The following is a 16,850-nucleotide window of genomic DNA, read 5'->3' on the forward strand; positions in this document are numbered from 1 at the left end:
GGTAGGGGCAAGAATGGTCATGTGTTGTCAGGAATGGGGCAGCACATGACTCTCCCTGACGATACATGACCATTTCCTAATCAACCCATTTGCCTTATTTCGCGGGCGATGCAGCGATCAATTTCACCGGCCCGAGTAAGCCGCTGGGCAGCAACGGGGAATCGGCTTTGTAAAATGGCATTGTCGTAAAAGTGATCTTGTTCGTCACGCCGGGTTGCGCGTCGCCGATCAGCCGGTTCACCCAGGTATTGGTAACCTTCACCTGAATGCTGTTGGAACCTTTTTTCAACGCCTCGGTGACATCTATGCGGAACGGTTTTTTCCAGGTAATACCTACGCTTTTACCGTTGACAACCACTTCGGCCAAGTTTTTGACATCGCCCAGATCCAGCCAGTATCGTGCATTCTTACTGATAGAGGGTGCATTTAAAGTATTTTCATAAGTAGCAGTTCCCGAGAAATACCTGATACCCGCATCCGCATTCTCCGAAAGCGACGTGAGGGCATTCAGCCGGGCCTGTGAGGGAGCGCCCAGGCCCGGCTGGAAGCGGACGGTCCACGCGCCCGTAACGCCCGCGATTTCCGATTCCGCCCAAACCGGCGCAGTGTAAGAATTCGCGGCTGCTTTCGCACTAAAAACGATGAAATAGGCCTGCCAGGAGTCGAATTTCAACGGTATGGTGGTGCGCCCTTCGGCGATGTGGTAGGATACCTTGCTGATTTTTCCGGTTTCGGGGTTCCAGAGTAGCGGGACTTTATCGGTAACCCGGAAGCTGACCTGCGCCTCGTTAGCGTCGTTGCTGCGGTTGTCGAGCCAGTAAATATCGCTGTCGGCCGTTTGGCGGTGCACGTAAAGAATCTTCGCTTTCTCGCCGGTAATGGTCACGTCTTTGGGGGTAATGCTGCTCAAAACGGTTTCCAGCGGCTGTGAGGAGACATTTGAGTTGCGCCAAATCTGGTTTACCAGCGCGCCGAATGCCGAGGCATCGTCGCTCAGGCTGGGGGAGCGTTCGGGTTTTACGCCCGCCACCTTCATGCCGGAAGCTACCAGCTCGCCGATCTTTTGAAGCACCGGCAAAGTCATATTGCGGGCGGTAGAATCGAGCACGAGCAAACGGTACTGTTGCCCCGATGGCGTTACGATAGCGCCTTTTTCTACTTTCAGCATATTTTTGACCACACTCGCATTCGCAAAATCAAAAGCATAGCCTGCCGGGATAGCGGGCAGTTTTTGAGTGGAAATCTGCGTGATATTGGAATTCTCTCCGTAGTAATAGAGCACATCCACCACCGGCTTGCCCTGTTGCAGCATGAAGCAGCTCCTGCCCAGATAATCCATCCACGCCTTCGCCTGCTCGGCCCAGGTTTCCTGTCGGGTGAAATACTGTCCGAATGGCCCCAATGAGAAGCCCGGCTTCTTGTCGTCGAGTGGCTGGTGCACCGAAGTATGGATCACGAAACGGTTCAAACCGGAGGCCATTTCAAGATCGGCGGTGCGTTTCAGCTTTTCAGGATACCAGGTAAATGCATTGCCGACGGACGTCATCGACTCGGCGGCGACGAGATTTTGCCCGTAAATATGTGCTACCGATGCCGATTCGCGGATATCGGCCTCACTACGGACTTCCTCGTCGGCACCGCCCGCCAGGCTGCCGGGCGTCCACATCGCGGCCATCGGGACGTTGGCCTTGCGCTTCACATCCATGCCATCGGCCAGGTAAATGCGCCCGCCCTCGTGCGACTCGGTGTAACGTTTCATTCCCCGGGCCTTCAATGCATCGCCGATGGCCTCGTAATGATTTTCGACGATTAGCTCGCCGATCGTTTTGCGGAAATCCCACAGAAACCGGTCACTTTCCGCCGCACTTTTGACCACTGTCCCCGTGAGGACAGGGATCCACGGTGTAATATCGTAACCACGTCGTTTTTTGAACTCCTCGGGCATCGCTTTCGTCCAGGTCATGTGGCCCGCTTCGTAGCTGTCCAGTACCATATATTGCAACCCTTTCGCACCCATTTGGCCGCCCGTAGCGTCTTTGTACATGTCGAGGTAGGTGTTGATGTACTTCATAACGGCCTCCTTATCCAGCTTGTCCACTTCCAGGCCGGTTGCTTCCGGCGACGCGGGATGGTTTTTGCGACCGGTAAGCGAGTAGCCAAGCCGCACGATCACCCAATTACCGTTCGGTGGGGTCCAGTTCAGGCTGCCGTCCGCACTCATTTTGGAGGTTAGGTCAACTACATCGGTTAGCGGTATGGCATCGGCATCAGGCTGCACAAAGGATGCTGTATTCTCTTTCCACGGGCTGAAACCCGCCTTCTCTTCGAACTGGTCCATTCGATCGGTATTATGGAGCAGGATTTCGGCAACTTGCACGCCCTCCGGCTTCGGTGGCTCCCCGCTGCCGCCGAACATCGCGGCGAACGGATTAGATGGCGGCGGTAGCGTTTTAAATGCAATACGATAGAATCTGGCGGTTACCGGTGCGAATGCCAGGGTATTTTGAGGGACAGTACTGCCTTTGATGGGTGTCACATCGCGGAAGTTCACGCCGTCGTCGCTTACCCGCAACGTCCGATTGTTCGGTGCGCCGTTGAATTCTGCAAGTGCCCCGCCCGAGCTCGCGCCTACGATTGTCAATGCCTTGAAAGTCTGTGGACTATCAAATTCATATTGGATCCACATATCCTGGCCTACTTCCACGGGAGGCAGCAGACTGGTTTTACCCAAATCGCCGTCGGTCAGGTCGGAGACGGAGAATGTGCCGCCGCTGGACGTCACTTTCGGGTTCAGGGAGGTCATAAGCTTGTCGGTAGCCGGCAAGCGGTACGCGATCACCGCAGCGTCGGCATAATAGTCGGGTACTTCCCCGGTAGGTCCGGTAATGCCGCCTTCGGCCGGTAGCGGCACATTCTGAAACTTGCCGGCTACGGGTTTGGGTTGCGGAAGTTTGCCGGTGAATGTCTGGCCGCCAGGTACCCGGGTTTCGGTCCAGACATATTTTTTCATCGCGTCGGCTGCCGGCACCCACGGTCCGCCGGTCACGCTCCATCCGGGCGAGCCGGCAATGGCCATTTCGAGCCCCAGTTTTTCTGCGAGATCAGTAGTGTGTTTGAATGCGTCCTTCCATTCCGGCGTCATGAACACCAGTTTCTTCGGCGTCACATTGGGTGTAAAAAGGCTCGCATCGAAATTCTGGAAACCGCCTATGCCTACGCGTTTCATCCATTCAAGGTCTTTGGTAACGCCTTCCTTGGTGATATTGCCGTTCATCCAGTGCCACCACACACGCGGTTTGGCGGCGTCGGGCGGGGTTTGGAAGCCTTGCCGGAGAGTTGTGGTTTGTCCGAATGCGAGCGCAGGAAGTACCCATGCAAGTAGCGCGAGTTTTTTCATAGTAATATGCTGATTTACTGCCGGAAAACTGGTCTATCGGATGGTGAAGCGGTGATTTTGTGATATCTACTTATAAAATTTAACTGGGATTTTTTTAGATATTGCTAATAGAATCGATCTCGCTCAACATTCCTTTTTGTCAGGAAATGTTTTATATTTGAACTTAACTTATAAGTGAATCGTATCTATTTTGAATTGTATTCCCGGTCGAAGAAGGTAACCGTTTATTCGATCAGATTTGAAGGTTGTCCCGTCACAGAGACCGACCTTTTTCTAGACGAATATTTTGAAAAGGGATTTTTTGAAGACATTCGGTTAATCAGGCGCTGGCTGTACAACATTAAATCCCGCGGAGCACAGCCAAGATTTTTCCGGGCCGAAAACAATGTCACAGCAGGGCCTGTAACTTTTTCCAGGCTGCGGATTTACTGCATAAGGTGTAGTGACAGCATGATCATTTTGGATGGTGGCGGAGAAAAGAAAGGTCAGAAAACGCAGGATGGTGCGGAAACCTGGAAAACGATGAAGCTTATGATGGCTATCGACAAAAAATTGATTGAAAAGATTCGGGAAAAGGCAATTCACTATTCCGACGACCTGATGACCTTGCAGGGAGAACTTTTTGTAGACTTATAATTATGAACGCACTAGACAGAATTACCCCAGATCCGGCAATTGATAAATTCGTGGATACGAGCTTCGATCTTTCAGACCGTATACACGAGATACTGGAAGCTAAGGGAATATCACAGCGAGAATTGGCTGAAATGCTGGGCAAAAAGGAATCGCAGGTGAGCAAATGGATGACCGGCACGCATAATTTTACGATCAAAACACTGGCGTTGCTCGAAGTGAAATTAGGCGCTTCGATTTTTCAAATCACGAGTGGTCCCATTGAGCCATTGAAAAAGAAAAGAGCGGAGCCTGATGATGTAATGGCTTAGGGGACGGGGCGTCTTTTTGGTTTAATACAAAAAATCGGGACGCCCCAATGGAGCGCCCCGATCGACAGTGTTATAATATTCGTATTCCCTTCGAAATCTTAGAAAGAGTAGCGCAATGTTACACCGTAGGTGCGCTGGTCGCCTACGACACCCGCGTACTGTCCGTAGCTGCCCGGAGCTGCAAGGAGCAGTTCGTAATAGTCTTTGTTGAACACGTTTCTTGCCCACACAAAGAACGAAATGCCGTTAGAAGCTCGGAAACCAAGGCGACTGTTGGTCAGCGAGTAACCTTCGATGTTCAGGTATTTGGATGGCGATGGGCTGGATGAGAAGCCTGAGCGGGCGAATACGTCGACACCGAGGAAGTAGTTGCCTTTCAATCCAAGGAATGTACCTTTCACGGTCCCTTCACCACCTACCGATCCCGAAAATTTAGAGATACCTGGCAGTCTGCCACCTGAAATATCCTTGAAAGCCTGCTCGCCACCTACTTCTTCCAAAGGCACGGGAGCGTTTTTGAACTTCACATATTTGCCATCGGTATAAGCTACCGCCGCATTGAACGACAGGTGGCTGAACCGGATATTACCGTCCACTTCCGCGCCTTGAACACGAACTTTCTCAGCATTCGCGAGATACCCGCGGTTTACACCGGGATCAGGAGTCTGAACCTGGGTCTGGAAGTCATTGATGTCGGAACGGAACAATGTCAGGTTAAGAACCGAGTTGGCACTGGGTTTTGTTTTGATACCCAGTTCTTTATGGGCTACGTGCTCTGGTTTTACATTAGCCAGATCGAGCAATACCGCGCCGTTGGCCGTTGGTAAACCACCCACGTTCACACCGATGGGCTTGTAGCCGATCGAATAGGTAGCATAGGCATTGAAGCGGCTGCTGGCTTTGTATTGGAGCGACAACTGTCCTGAGAAGTTACCCTGGTCGTAGTTGGTATTGAATGCCTGGTCGGTATAAACAAGTCTTTTCAGTGCGAGCAATGCCGGGTCGGTCGTTTGCAGGCCACCGTATGTTTTTCGCTCATAGTCTACAACCTTCTTATCGTAGTTGTAACGTACACCAGGCAAAACGTGCAGCTTGTCGGTGATAGCCCAGTCGGCCTGTGCAAAAACAGCCAAGCTGGTGCTTTTAATGCGGTTGGTGGTGCGGATACCGAAGTTATCGAGCAAGCCCGGTGTTTTCCAAAGCTCACTGGTAGTGCTTTGTGCAAAACGCCATTGTGCCGAACCTGCTTCTTCCGTTTGTACCGGATCCGATTTCAAATCTTGCCAAAGGCCGAACAAGCCCACTACGCCGCTGAGTTTCGGAGAGATTTTACCCGAATAGCGGATCTCCTGTGACCATTGGTCGTGTACCGAGTTACCGGAAGAGATCGTGAATACCGGCAATCCAATATAATCGCGGTCGTTAAGCGGAGTCCATTTCCAGAAGCGCCAGGCCGAAGTGGCGGTAAGCGTTCCGTTCCCGATTTTGATATCTGCGTTGGCCGAAACACCACCCAGTCTGTTGTCGGACTTCGAAGGTGTGTCAAGGTCCAATTTGCGTTCGAATGCACTTGAATAGGGGAGTTTGTAGCCCAAATCAGCGATGATCGCGTCGAACTGGCGGTAAGCCGCACGTTTGGTAGGCACCACACCTGCTACCGGCCAGCCGTAACCATTTGGTTTCTGGTCCGAAACATCACCGATTACCGTAATGTTGACTTTGCTGCTTGGTTGGTAAAGGATCTGTCCGCGTACACCGATGTTGTTGATGTCGTTGATCGGCTGTTGCGTATGCTCATTGAAGAACAGGCCGTTGCGCTGCGTACCGGTGAATGAAACGCGTGCCGCAAGTTTTTTGCTGATCGGACCGGTGAATGATCCTTTGGCCTGAATATAACCGAAGTTACCGTAGCTCAATTCAAAGCTGCCGCCTGGATCGAATTGGGCACCGCGGGTGGTAATGTTGAATGCACCGGCAGTTGTGTTCTTTCCGAAAAGCGTTCCCTGAGGCCCGCGAAGTACTTCAATGCGCTCGATATCGATGAAATCCAGGGCGGTAGCTGCCGGACGAGCATAGTAAACGCCGTCGACATAAAAACCTACACCCGGGTCGATACCGTCGTTGGTCAGACCGTAGGTCGAACCAAGTCCGCGAATGTTCAATGTGGTGTTACGTGCGTTTGAAACGTAGAGCTGAACCGTAGGAACGAGTTCTTTCAAACGGTTCACATTGAACGCACCCGCATCTTCCGCTGCCGACCCGCGGATCACGGAGATCGGAATAGGTACTTCCTGTGCCGATTCCTGGCGACGACGCGACGAAATGATCACGTCTTCCAGGTTATCCGCCGAAGGGTCAAGCTTAATAGTTACCCCGCTGCCTTCAATCACTGTCTCTTTCTTGATATAGCCCAAAAACGAAACGACCAGTGTAAATGGAAGTTTCTGACCTGTTACAAGCTGGAACTGCCCGTTTGCATCTGTTGCTGCTCCGTTGGTCGTCCCCTTGATGGTTACGGTCGCGCCGATGAGTGGGGAGTCGGTAGCTGCATCAAGAACCGTTCCGGAAACCGTCGCATTGACGATCGGGGCGTTTTGGGCATGGGCAACAAATGAGGCGAGTAGAATTGCTGAACTGAATAGGGCTTTTAAAAATGGCTTCATAAATGAGGATAGCTTTACTGTTTTTCGATGGTGTTTTTGAGTGGTGGTTACTGCGAAACAGCCTGTCCTAGTGCTGCTTTCGGCGATTCGGACAACAACAGTAAGGTATAATCGGTGGTTTCATATGTAGGGATTGTAAGTTCGGGGACAAAGCTACTGATATTATTAAGTATATAGAAATAGTAGAGTAATATTTTTTTAAAATAATAAACAAAACAGGCCGGGAACATCGTCCGGGCCTGTTTGTAATGCGTTGTAAATGAGTAGACAATACGCTCAATGCCGTCGCCGGACTTGATGCGCGGCATATTGCGGTTTTTGTTAATGCGCCAAGACGGCATTCCGGCCAACGGTATTTCCGGAGTATTTTTCAAGCCGGCGGAACATGGCGTAAGTGACTGAAACCATTACAAATGCAATGATCGCATCGACGGTTGCCGCAAAGCCTATCACCGCCAGTTTAGACACGAATGCAAAGATGATATCGAACAAGATCCCCGCAAAGACCCATTCTTTCAGTCTGTGCAGCTTGTTGGGAGTAAGCAGCACGGCCACGCCTGACAGTTTGAAAACGCCGAGCAGGTAAATGAAATGTGCCGGGTAGCCCAGTTGCACGGTAATGTCCCACACGACGGGGTTTTTGGTCAATTCGAAAAAGCCGCTTGCGCCGAACCAAAGGGAAGTTAATGCCGTGCCTATCCAGTAGATTGTGGTTGTTGTTTTCTGTGTCATGACCTTGATTGTTTTTGAGTGAATGATGACACAAAACTGGCCTGAAATCAGCATCTGCACATGCGCAATCGTGCCGAAATGGACGCATCCACAGCCGGGTTGGACGGCGCGGGTGGTGACATTGGCAACGCGACCGGTGTTTTTTGGTATGGTTTTTACATCAAATGCGTAAACTAAATAGCTGCAATAGGCCGGGAAAGCCGGTTCTTGCAATTTCAGGTTATGGTAAAAGAAGGAAACCCCATTATCCGCAATCCCTACACCGCCGATCCGACGGTGCTTGTCCATGAAGGAACGGTTTATCTCTATACCGGTCACGACGACCCACCTCCCGGCGCCGACGATTACTATATGCAGGATTGGCTCTGCTTTTCTTCCAACGACCTCACGCATTGGACCGAATATTCATCGCCCCTGAAAGCCACGGATTTTCAATGGGCGAGCGGCGACGCCTACGCATCGAAAGTGGTTGAATATCGGGGTAAATTCTATTGGTTCGTATCCGTAACGCACGCGGGAGGGTCTCGGAAGGCAATCGGTGTAGCTGTTTCCGAAAATCCGACGGGGCCATTTGAGGACGCGAAGGGCTCGGCGCTGGTTACCCACGATATGTTACCGGTTAGCGAAAGCGACAAAGCCAACCTCGATCCGACCGTGCTGATCGACGATGACGGACGTTCGTATTTGTTCTGGGGTAATGGGCAATGCTATTTTGCCGAACTGCAAAGCAACCTTACCGGACTTGCCAGCCCGATTGCCGTGATCGATCTCCCCGGATTTGCGGAAGGCGCCCACATTCACAAAAAGAACGGCATCTATTATCTTGCTTATGGCTATGGTTACCCGGAAAAAGTGGCCTACGCGATGAGCCGCAACATCCATGGTCCATGGGAATTCAAAGGTATTCTGAACGAAATCGCCGGAAACTGCGCCACCAACCGGCCTGCGATTGTTGAATTTAACGGCTCGGATTATTTCTTCTATCACAATGGTGCATTACCCGGTGGTGGCAGCCACCGTCGCTCCGTGTGCGTCGACCGATTGTATTATCAAGAGGATGGTTCGATGAGCAGGGTGGTGATGACGACCGAGGGCTTAGGGTGACGTTGCAGGTGTTATAACGAACCCCAAACGCGCGCGGAATGAGTTGATTTAAGTTTATTTTGAATATAGTATATAGGATATATAGAATAAATATATTTTTGTGGCCACATCTCTTGTTACACTTTTTTCCAAAATCATGAAGACCTCTGCATTCTTCGCCCTGGCATTGATGACCTTCTCCGGTGTCGTGGCGCAAAAGAAACCCGCGCCCGACCGGAAAGGCCCGGAAAATCGCCCCAACATTATCCTGATCATGGTCGATGACCTGGGCTATTCGGACATCGGCGCGTACGGTTCCGAAATCAAAACGCCCAATATCGACCAGCTTGCCGGTGAGGGCATCCGCTTCCGCGAGTTTTACAACAACTCCATCTGTGCCCCCACGCGTGCGTCGCTCATCACGGGCCAGTACCCGCACAAGGCCGGGGTGGGGTATTTCAATGTGAACCTTGGCCTGCCCGCTTACCAGGGATATCTCAATAAAGAGTCGCTTACATTCGGCGAAGTACTCCGCAATGCGGGTTACAGCACGCTGCTGAGTGGCAAATGGCACGTCGGCAATGATAGTATCGCTTGGCCTAACCAACGTGGTTTCGACCGTTTCTATGGGTTTATCAATGGCGCGAGCAATTATTATGATATTGGTAAATACGGCAAAGGCCAGCCTGTGGAGCTGGTTGAAAACAATAAGCGCATCAATCTGCCGCCCGATAAATACCTGACCGACGAGATTACCGATCACGCGCTCGGCTTCCTCGACGAGCAAAGCAAAACAGCCAAGCCTTTCTTCCTTTACCTGGCTTTTAACGCCCCGCACTGGCCGCTCCAGGCACCCGAATCGGATATTGCGAAATACAAAGGCCGGTACAGCATCGGCTGGGATTCGCTGCGCAGAGAGCGGATCGAACGCCAGAAAGCATTGGGTATCGCCGACCCGAAACAGGCAATAGCCGTTCGGGATAAGGACGTGACGCCCTGGGATAATGTGCCTTATGATGAAAAATTGCTTTGGGAACGAAAAATGGAGATCTACGCTGCGATGGTCGACCGGGTAGACCAGAACATCGGCAAGCTTCGCGAGAAGCTGAAAGCGCTGAACAAGGACGATAACACATTGATTGTCTTCATTTCCGACAACGGCGCGCAGGGCGGCTACGCAGGCGCATCGCCTCGCAGGCCTCAGCGCAATACCGGCCCGGCGGGTACGGCAGGTTCGTATGTCTACCAGGATCAGCCCTGGGCGTATGTGTCGAACACGCCGCATTCGGCCTACAAGAACAATATGCACGAGGGAGGGATCAGCGCGCCGTTTATCGCCTGGTTTCCGAAGCAGATCAAAGGCGGACAGATCGTAAAAGGTACCGGCCACCTGATCGACCTCGCGCCGACGTTCTATGATTTGGCCAAAGCAGCCTATCCGGCTTCTGAAAAAGGGATTAACATCAATTCGCTTCCAGGCAAAAGCCTCGTGCCCGTGCTCACGGGCAAATCCACAGAGGTAGACCGTGGCGGCGAGCCGATTTTCTGGGAACGCGCAGGTAATAGGGCAGTAAGAAAAGGCAAATGGAAGATCGTTTCGACTTACCCGGCTTACAAATGGGAGCTATACGACCTGGAAACTGATAGGGGAGAAACCACCGACGTAGCCTCTGCGAACCCAAATATCGTAGACCAACTTTCCGCCGACTATTTCCGTTGGGCGGAAAAAACTGGGGTCGTGGAATATGATAAGATCAAGCCGGCCACTCCGATCGGTGCTCCCGCCGAACGGCCGAATCGGAGACCGCCTACTTTTTGAGCATTTGCATAGCGTCCTCGCATGTGCTTCGACTTCGCTGCATGACATCCGGATGTCAATGCTGAGCGAAGTCGAAGCATTTTTGTGAGATGTCACCAAAACGGCCTATTCTCCTCACTCGGTCGGCGCGTAGCCGAATTGCTTTTTAAATGCATACCCGAAATGCGACAGATTTTCAAATCCGGCTTCGAGGTAAACTTCCGACGGACGCCGTTTTTTCTCCCGGATGAGGTAATGCGCCAAGTCCAGCCGCTTTTCGGTGAGCCATTTCTGCGGTGTGGTTTGGAAGGTCTTTTTAAAATCGCGCTTGAAAGTGGTGAGGCTGCGGCCGGTGAGGTAGCCGAATTTAGTCATCGGCAGATTATACATATAATGATGCTCCATAAAATCGGCGAGGTTGATCTTGCCGGGCTCTCCGAAATCGGCCAGTAAGTGATCGATTTCCGGGGCGAGCGTCCTCAAAATGGTAATGGCTTCCGTGACTTTAATAGCTGCCAATGCTTCGGGTAACGGATCGCGCAGGTCGAAATAGGGTACCAGCGACGCCAGGCAGCTTTGCAGCAGCGGATGCTTGCCGAATGTCCTGAACCCGGGTTTGGGTACGGGCTTTACCTCCACTTTATTTTTAGCATAATAATCTTCCAGGCGCTTCGCCGTCAAATGCATTACCACCGATCGATGAGGTAACCCGTCCTTGGGGTAGTTGATTACCGTCACCAGCTCATGCCTCGGAAAGAAAAGCGTATCCCCCGCGCCGAAAAGGTGTGTTTGGCCGCCTTGCACGATCTTCGTTTCCCCCGAAATAAACCAGACGAGCAAATGCTCCTCAAAAAGCACGTCGCTTTTGTGAAAATGTTCGGTAAAACCGGAGATTTTCAGGTCGGGATGAATGTAATGCGCCTCGTGTGCCACCGGTTTTCAGTTTATTTCAAAAGTAATACCTGTCATTTGTTCGCTCAATGTCCAAAGCCTGCGGGCGTTTTCCGGGTCGATGGAATAGGGTTTTACTCCCCGTAATGTCAGCGGCTCATCGTATCGGTGTTCGATGTCGTCATTGTCGATCTCGGCCACATCGGTGTTTTCGCAATATACACCGCCCAACCGCCAGTTGCGGGTTGGTAGCACACCAAACCGTAGTTGCTGCGCCTTGGGGGATTGTTTTTAGCTTCCTGGCTACCTCCGGGTAAATGTTACCGCTGGCATCGTGCGTACCCATTTGCTGGAAAAGCTCCATCGGTGCAACACGGCCAAGGTCGGTGCCATTCACCGAGCCGGGGTGGAGTGAAAATGCACGCACGCCGAATGCTTTTCCCCGCCGGTCGAGCTCCACGGCAAATAGGTTATTAGCCGTTTTGGACTGGCCGTAACCCGCCAGCGTCTGGTATTCCCGGTGTTCAAAATTGGGGTCTGCAAAATCAAACGGGGCGATATGGTGACCGAACGAAGAAACGCTGATCACCCTCGCGGCACCGGCTTGCTTCAACGCGGGCCATAACCTGGCCGCAAGCTGAAAATGGCCCAGATGGTTGGTCGAGAGCTGCGATTCGTAGCCCCGCGCATCCCGTTGGAGCGGTACCCACATAATGCCCGCATTGTTAACCAATATATCCAGCGGACGTCCGGTTTGCAAGAATTTCTGCGTAAAACTGTCGATGGACGCCGGGTCCATCAGGTCGAGGGATTCGACGGTCGTATTCGGAATGCCCGCTACATTGCGGGTCGCCTTGGCCAGGTCCCGGGCGGGGACGATCACGTGCGCGCCGGCTTCCGCGAATGTCCTGGCCGTTTCGAGGCCGATGCCCGCATAGCCGCCGGTGACGATGATGGTTTTTCCGGTGAGGTCAATGCCCCTGATCACATCCTGGGCCGTAGAAAAGGCGTCGAAGCCGGAGCCGATGGGTTGCTGCGCATTGCCAGGGCGAATCTCTGTTGTTGCTGATTGTTTCATAAAAGTCTGATTGTTTTGATGAAACAAAATTAGCCTGACCCGCTCCCGACGGTTTTGTTTTAAAGTCCGATTTTATTTGTTTTAAAGGCCATCCCCAGTGCGCCTGAAAAGCCTGGGCAACAAAACCGGCCGCTATGCCTTTTGCAGCAGGTAATTTTGTTATTTTGGCGACAGATAAACACGACCGCTGGCACCTGATGAAACCGAAATTTGTAAGTATTAGTGATGAAATAATAGAAAGGATCAAATCGGGCGAATTGCAGCCCGGTGACAAGGTGCCTTCTGAGAATGATCTCATCAAAAATTACAAGGTAAGCAATACCACGGCGCGGAAAAGTCTGCTTGAAATTGAAAATCAGGGTTGGGCGCGCCGCATTAAAGGCAAGGGAACATTTGTGCTGAACCGGACGGTTGGCCATCACCTGATCCGCACGTTGGGGTCTATCAATGCCACCCGGCGCGGCTTCCACGAAAGCCTTATCGCCGAGGGCTTCGAGCCGCATAATGTGGTGTTGGAGAAAACGGTGCTCGACGATGGGATATCCTCTGAAATAGGCGGCAAGCATTTCATTATGGATGGGCCGGTGCTGAAAATCCACCAGTTGCGGTATGCCGACGAGGAGATTATCAAGGACGAGATCAAGTATATTTCCCTCACTCTTTGTCCGAAGATCAACCGCATGCCAACGGAGATCTCGTATTTCAAGGTTTATGAAAATACCTATCACCTGCGCATCGACGAGGTGAAGCAGACGCTGAGCACAGAAATCGTGCACCCCGGCTCGGAAGTGGATAATTTTGAATTAACGGCGCCCACACCGATGTTCATCCTCGACAGTGCGGTAATCTGCCCGGACAGCCAGGTGGTGGAAATCGAGCGCTCGTTTTACCGGGGCGACAAATACAAATTCGCTATCAGTGCGAACCCCGATTACCAGAACACCTGATCCGCATTAAAGGAAATAGGGAAGGAGGCTGTTCACAATAAGCGTATGACCGGCCAGATTCGGATGATTGACCGACGACATTACTTCTTTCAGTTTACCCTCTTTCACCACTTTTTGAAAATTGACATAGGGATCGGCGAGACCGGTATGATACTGTTTTGCCAGCTCACGAATTTGCGCTGCGTAGGGATCGAGCGGGTTTGCGGGATCTGAAATATCGATGCGCTGATCGGGCGAAGGCGTTACCAATATTACTTTGATATTTTTCGCCTGCGCGGCGAGAATCATCTTTGCCAATGCTTCACGGGTTTTATCCAAAGGTGAAAACCGGTCATTCAATGCATAATCGATGAAAATCACATCGGGCTGGTGCGGTAACACCTCCGATTCAAAACGCGTCGCACCTTTCAGTGAATTTTCCCCGCCAACCGCCGTCACGATCACATTGACGACGGCGTAAGGATATTTGTCTTTCAATGCCTTCAAAAACAAATTGGGATACGATTCCAGTGTGTGCACTTCATGGTTATCCCAAAAGCCTGCCGGTACCGAATGCCCGTGAAAAACGACGTTAATGCGCCGGTTCTTCGGCCATTGCGTACGCAGTTCGCGTTTTACATCCGATAAATAGGTCGTGTCGGCGACTTGGCCGAAGGCATTGGTAAAAGCAAAGAGCAGGATGGGAAGGAGGTATTTTAGCATGGTTCTTTCGGGGAAATGACTGAATGAGTCAGTAATTGTTAGTTAATTGGTCAGCGGTCCGCTGTCAGCCGTCAACGCGCAGCGCCCTCCTTACCACGACACCACCAGATCCCCCGTCACGTTTTCCACCACGTAATGCTTCCCGAATTTCGGATCGCCAGCCTTGAAGGAAATACGGCCCTCTTTCCACGGGTAGTTGGCATTCAGATAAGCATTGAACTGCTCGGAGCTAATGTTCTCATGCGGATAAATGCGCAAGATAGCATTTTTAAGGCCGGTAATGCGGTATCGCTTGGTAATGCCCATTTCGCCGGAATGCAGTTCTTTCAGTGAAACAATTCCCTCGTTTTGCTCCACAAATACCCGCGATTCGCGGTTCCAGGACGTCGGGAGGCTGTATACCGAATGCCCCTTGTCGAGCTTGGTATCCAGGCCGTTCAGCAAGGGCGCACCTTGCGGAAAGCGGAACTTGTTGCTAATGGTCGTGTTGGGATTATACCCTGCGAAAATGAATGCATTATGGCTTCTGGAAACCGTCAGCACCGGGTTTTTGATCGACGGATCTTCTTTCACGATGTTGAAATCTACTCCAAACTCATGCATGGCATACCTCAGCAGCAGCGGCCCGGTGAAGAGTTGGGAAGGATCGTCGGGTGTCAGTAGTTTTCCTCCTGTGAACTTGCTGGAATTGGTGCCGCGGATATACACCACTTTTCCGCCATTCCATTCCTTTGTACTACGGACCCAGGCTGCATCGCGTTTTTGGCCGCCCTGGCTCATTTGCGCGAGTACTTTGGTGGAGGGGTCTTTCAAATTCTGCACGCGTGTACCCACGCCGCCGCCCGAGAACAATGCATGATGGATGATTTTGTCGGGATAAGGCTTGCCCATCTGGTCAACGGCGTAAACCGAGCTGATACGGAACTCGCCATCGAGCGGCGTCACATTTTGCAGATTCAAAAGTTCGAGAAATGCTTTTCCTGCATGCCCGGCCGGGCCGTATACCATCAGTTTTCCCCCATTTTGAACAAATGAAACCAATGTCTTTTCTAATTCCGAGCCTGCTTCCGGCACAACCGTCAGCAATACCGATTCTTTAAACCTGGCAGGATCGATCTGAATGACTTTTTTAAATGAGGTAGTGGAAATCACCGTGTTGACCGGCAAGCCATTGTTCAATGCCTGGCGGATCAGCCAGTCGCCGTAATAGATTTCGGGGAGGCGATCTTTGTAGCGGAATGCCCAGTCGTAGTACTCGTCGAACGGGTAAACCCACACGAGCGGGCCAGGTGCGGTGGGGGCGTCGTAGCGGGCTTTGAGGATGTGCGGCGTAACTTCGTCGGGCACCTGCGTGGGCATGTTGCCGAAGGAATCGTCGATGCTCAGCAAGTTCAGGTGGCTCGGCAGTTTTACCTCGCCTTTGGCATTCATGCGCGACACGGCCAGGGGTAGGTAAATATCGTGCGGCTCCCGGCCGTAGCGGTCCAGCCAGGGGCTGTTGATCCACCACGGGTCGTGGGTGTAGTAGCGGAAAAGGTAGCGCTCGTCGGGCAGTTCGGCCATTCTCGACATATAGCCTACCATTTCCAGTCCGAAATCGCCGTCCAGTGCCGCCCAGGGCGAGTTGGGGGGCGGCAGTATGTTTTTGTCCTTGTAAATGGATTTAAGATCGACACCGTCGCGTGCCAGGTCGGCACCGGCCGAGAGGTTGGTACCGCGCGTCTGGACCTGCACATCCGGGCATTCGTTCCTGAAAAACTTCCAGAAATCGGCGATTTTGGAACGCGTCGCCGCCAGTTTGTCCTGGTCAAAACCCTTGCCATCAAAAATAGCACCGGTTGACGACCAGCCTTCCACTCCGAAGCCAAAGCCGTTGCTCAGCCAGATATAATCAAAACCCATATCTTGCAATAAGTGACGGCTCTGCCTGCCGAGAAACGTTCCAAACGGCGTGCCTTCGGGGATGCCGTTCGGGAAACCTGCGTAAGGCTGGCTATCGGCTTTCAGGACGGAGTAGCAGCTTACCATCGTATTGTGCCCCATTGCGCTGCCGCCCAGGATTTCGCGGTGGCGGTTGTATTTGAAATCCGATTGGGCGAATTCCGGCCCCGGATCGAACGTTTCGCCGATGCGGATGGGTTTGCCAGTGACCTTCCGCCCCTCCTCCTTTAATGCCTGCACAATGAATTTCAGGTCGCCATAGGTAAATTCCGGCGGGTTTTCGAGATACAAATAGGCCCTTTCATGAATCGAAAGCTCCTTAGGTCCGGAGTTGACCGCATGCCGGGTATTGGGGTTGCCGATATATCGGGCCCATTCCAGCCGTTGGGCAGGATCGCCTTTGTATTCGAGGATTTCGGAGCCGTCGCCGGTCCATAGCATCACCGACACCGTGTCGGCATGCCGTAGCAACGAATGCCACTGCGTGAACATTTCATGGGCAGTTTCCCGGATGTACGCTTGGTCGTTCTTCCGGAAGGGTTTCAGGGAAACTTCCAGGGTAATGTTGTTGAATGGCACACCTTTGAGCGTCGAGGTCTGCGGCTGGGCCGTGGCTGCCAACGGTGCCAGGAGCAACGCGATCCATGCCCGTAAAGTCTTATTTACAATCATTG

14 protein-coding genes are annotated in these 16,850 nt (G+C 52.2%); 5 read left to right on the forward strand and 9 right to left on the reverse strand.

Annotated elements, in window-relative coordinates:
* Positions 1-94 precede the first annotated feature (94 nt).
* Positions 95-3,397, reverse strand: a complete 3,303-nt coding sequence (locus tag ACTJJJ_RS02350; RefSeq protein WP_440701358.1) for a glycosyl hydrolase — start codon at positions 3,395-3,397, stop codon at positions 95-97.
* A 450-nt stretch (positions 3,398-3,847) separates the two neighbouring features.
* Here ACTJJJ_RS02350 and ACTJJJ_RS02355 point away from each other — a divergent pair, with 450 nt between their 5' ends.
* Both ACTJJJ_RS02355 and ACTJJJ_RS02360 read left to right on the forward strand, forming a co-directional pair.
* On the forward strand, positions 3,848-4,033 hold the full coding sequence (locus ACTJJJ_RS02355) for a hypothetical protein (protein WP_440701359.1): 186 nt from the start codon (positions 3,848-3,850) through the stop codon (positions 4,031-4,033).
* A gap of 2 nt (positions 4,034-4,035) precedes the next feature.
* Positions 4,036-4,341 (forward strand): helix-turn-helix domain-containing protein, encoded by a 306-nt coding sequence (locus ACTJJJ_RS02360; protein ID WP_440701360.1) that lies wholly within the window; start codon positions 4,036-4,038, stop codon positions 4,339-4,341.
* 98 nt (positions 4,342-4,439) lie between these two features.
* Here the strand turns inward: ACTJJJ_RS02360 and ACTJJJ_RS02365 are convergent, their stop codons facing one another.
* From ACTJJJ_RS02365 to ACTJJJ_RS02375, 3 genes are read right to left on the reverse strand one after another with little or no spacing between them, the layout of a single operon-like run.
* The gene (locus ACTJJJ_RS02365; RefSeq protein WP_188931084.1) at positions 4,440-7,004 is read right to left on the reverse strand and encodes a TonB-dependent receptor; all 2,565 of its coding nucleotides are present in this window, start codon (positions 7,002-7,004) and stop codon (positions 4,440-4,442) included.
* 47 nt (positions 7,005-7,051) lie between these two features.
* Complete coding sequence (locus ACTJJJ_RS02370) at positions 7,052-7,312, reverse strand: hypothetical protein (protein ID WP_440701361.1); 261 nt, start codon at positions 7,310-7,312, stop codon at positions 7,052-7,054.
* Between the two features lie 13 nt (positions 7,313-7,325).
* Positions 7,326-7,736 (reverse strand): DoxX family protein, encoded by a 411-nt coding sequence (locus ACTJJJ_RS02375; protein WP_440701362.1) that lies wholly within the window; start codon positions 7,734-7,736, stop codon positions 7,326-7,328.
* A 222-nt stretch (positions 7,737-7,958) separates the two neighbouring features.
* On the opposite strand from ACTJJJ_RS02375, the gene ACTJJJ_RS02380 reads away from it, so the two are divergent.
* Both ACTJJJ_RS02380 and ACTJJJ_RS02385 read left to right on the forward strand, forming a co-directional pair.
* Positions 7,959-8,840 carry a glycoside hydrolase family 43 protein gene (locus ACTJJJ_RS02380; protein WP_440701363.1) on the forward strand — a complete coding sequence of 294 codons (882 nt, stop codon included), beginning with the start codon at positions 7,959-7,961 and terminating at the stop codon, positions 8,838-8,840.
* Between the two features lie 136 nt (positions 8,841-8,976).
* Complete coding sequence (locus ACTJJJ_RS02385) at positions 8,977-10,638, forward strand: arylsulfatase (RefSeq protein ID WP_440701364.1); 1,662 nt, start codon at positions 8,977-8,979, stop codon at positions 10,636-10,638.
* Between the two features lie 114 nt (positions 10,639-10,752).
* Here the strand turns inward: ACTJJJ_RS02385 and ACTJJJ_RS02390 are convergent, their stop codons facing one another.
* Genes ACTJJJ_RS02390 through ACTJJJ_RS02400 form a run of 3 tightly spaced genes read right to left on the reverse strand, consistent with a single transcriptional unit; the run spans position 10,753 to position 12,586 of the window.
* A complete protein-coding gene (locus tag ACTJJJ_RS02390; RefSeq protein ID WP_440701365.1) occupies positions 10,753-11,550 on the reverse strand; it encodes a helix-turn-helix domain-containing protein in 798 nt (265 codons plus the stop codon).
* Between the two features lie 6 nt (positions 11,551-11,556).
* Positions 11,557-11,709, reverse strand: coding sequence for a hypothetical protein (locus ACTJJJ_RS02395; RefSeq protein WP_440701366.1), 153 nt, complete (start codon positions 11,707-11,709; stop codon positions 11,557-11,559).
* Positions 11,690-12,586, reverse strand: coding sequence for an SDR family NAD(P)-dependent oxidoreductase (locus tag ACTJJJ_RS02400; protein ID WP_440701367.1), 897 nt, complete (start codon positions 12,584-12,586; stop codon positions 11,690-11,692). Before ACTJJJ_RS02400 ends, ACTJJJ_RS02395 begins: the two co-directional genes overlap by 20 nt.
* A gap of 134 nt (positions 12,587-12,720) precedes the next feature.
* Between ACTJJJ_RS02400 and ACTJJJ_RS02405 the strand changes: the two genes are divergently transcribed.
* The gene (locus tag ACTJJJ_RS02405) at positions 12,721-13,533 is read left to right on the forward strand and encodes a GntR family transcriptional regulator (protein ID WP_440701368.1); all 813 of its coding nucleotides are present in this window, start codon (positions 12,721-12,723) and stop codon (positions 13,531-13,533) included.
* A gap of 6 nt (positions 13,534-13,539) precedes the next feature.
* Here ACTJJJ_RS02405 and ACTJJJ_RS02410 read toward each other — a convergent pair whose 3' ends face one another.
* Complete coding sequence (locus ACTJJJ_RS02410; protein ID WP_440701369.1) at positions 13,540-14,235, reverse strand: SGNH/GDSL hydrolase family protein; 696 nt, start codon at positions 14,233-14,235, stop codon at positions 13,540-13,542.
* 90 nt (positions 14,236-14,325) lie between these two features.
* Positions 14,326-16,848, reverse strand: a complete 2,523-nt coding sequence (locus ACTJJJ_RS02415; protein ID WP_440701370.1) for a hypothetical protein — start codon at positions 16,846-16,848, stop codon at positions 14,326-14,328.
* Between the last annotated feature and the right edge of the window lie 2 nt (positions 16,849-16,850).

Origin of the sequence: Dyadobacter sp. 22481 (assembly GCF_052044875.1) — a bacterium.
Lineage (GTDB): Bacteria > Bacteroidota > Bacteroidia > Cytophagales > Spirosomataceae > Dyadobacter > Dyadobacter endophyticus.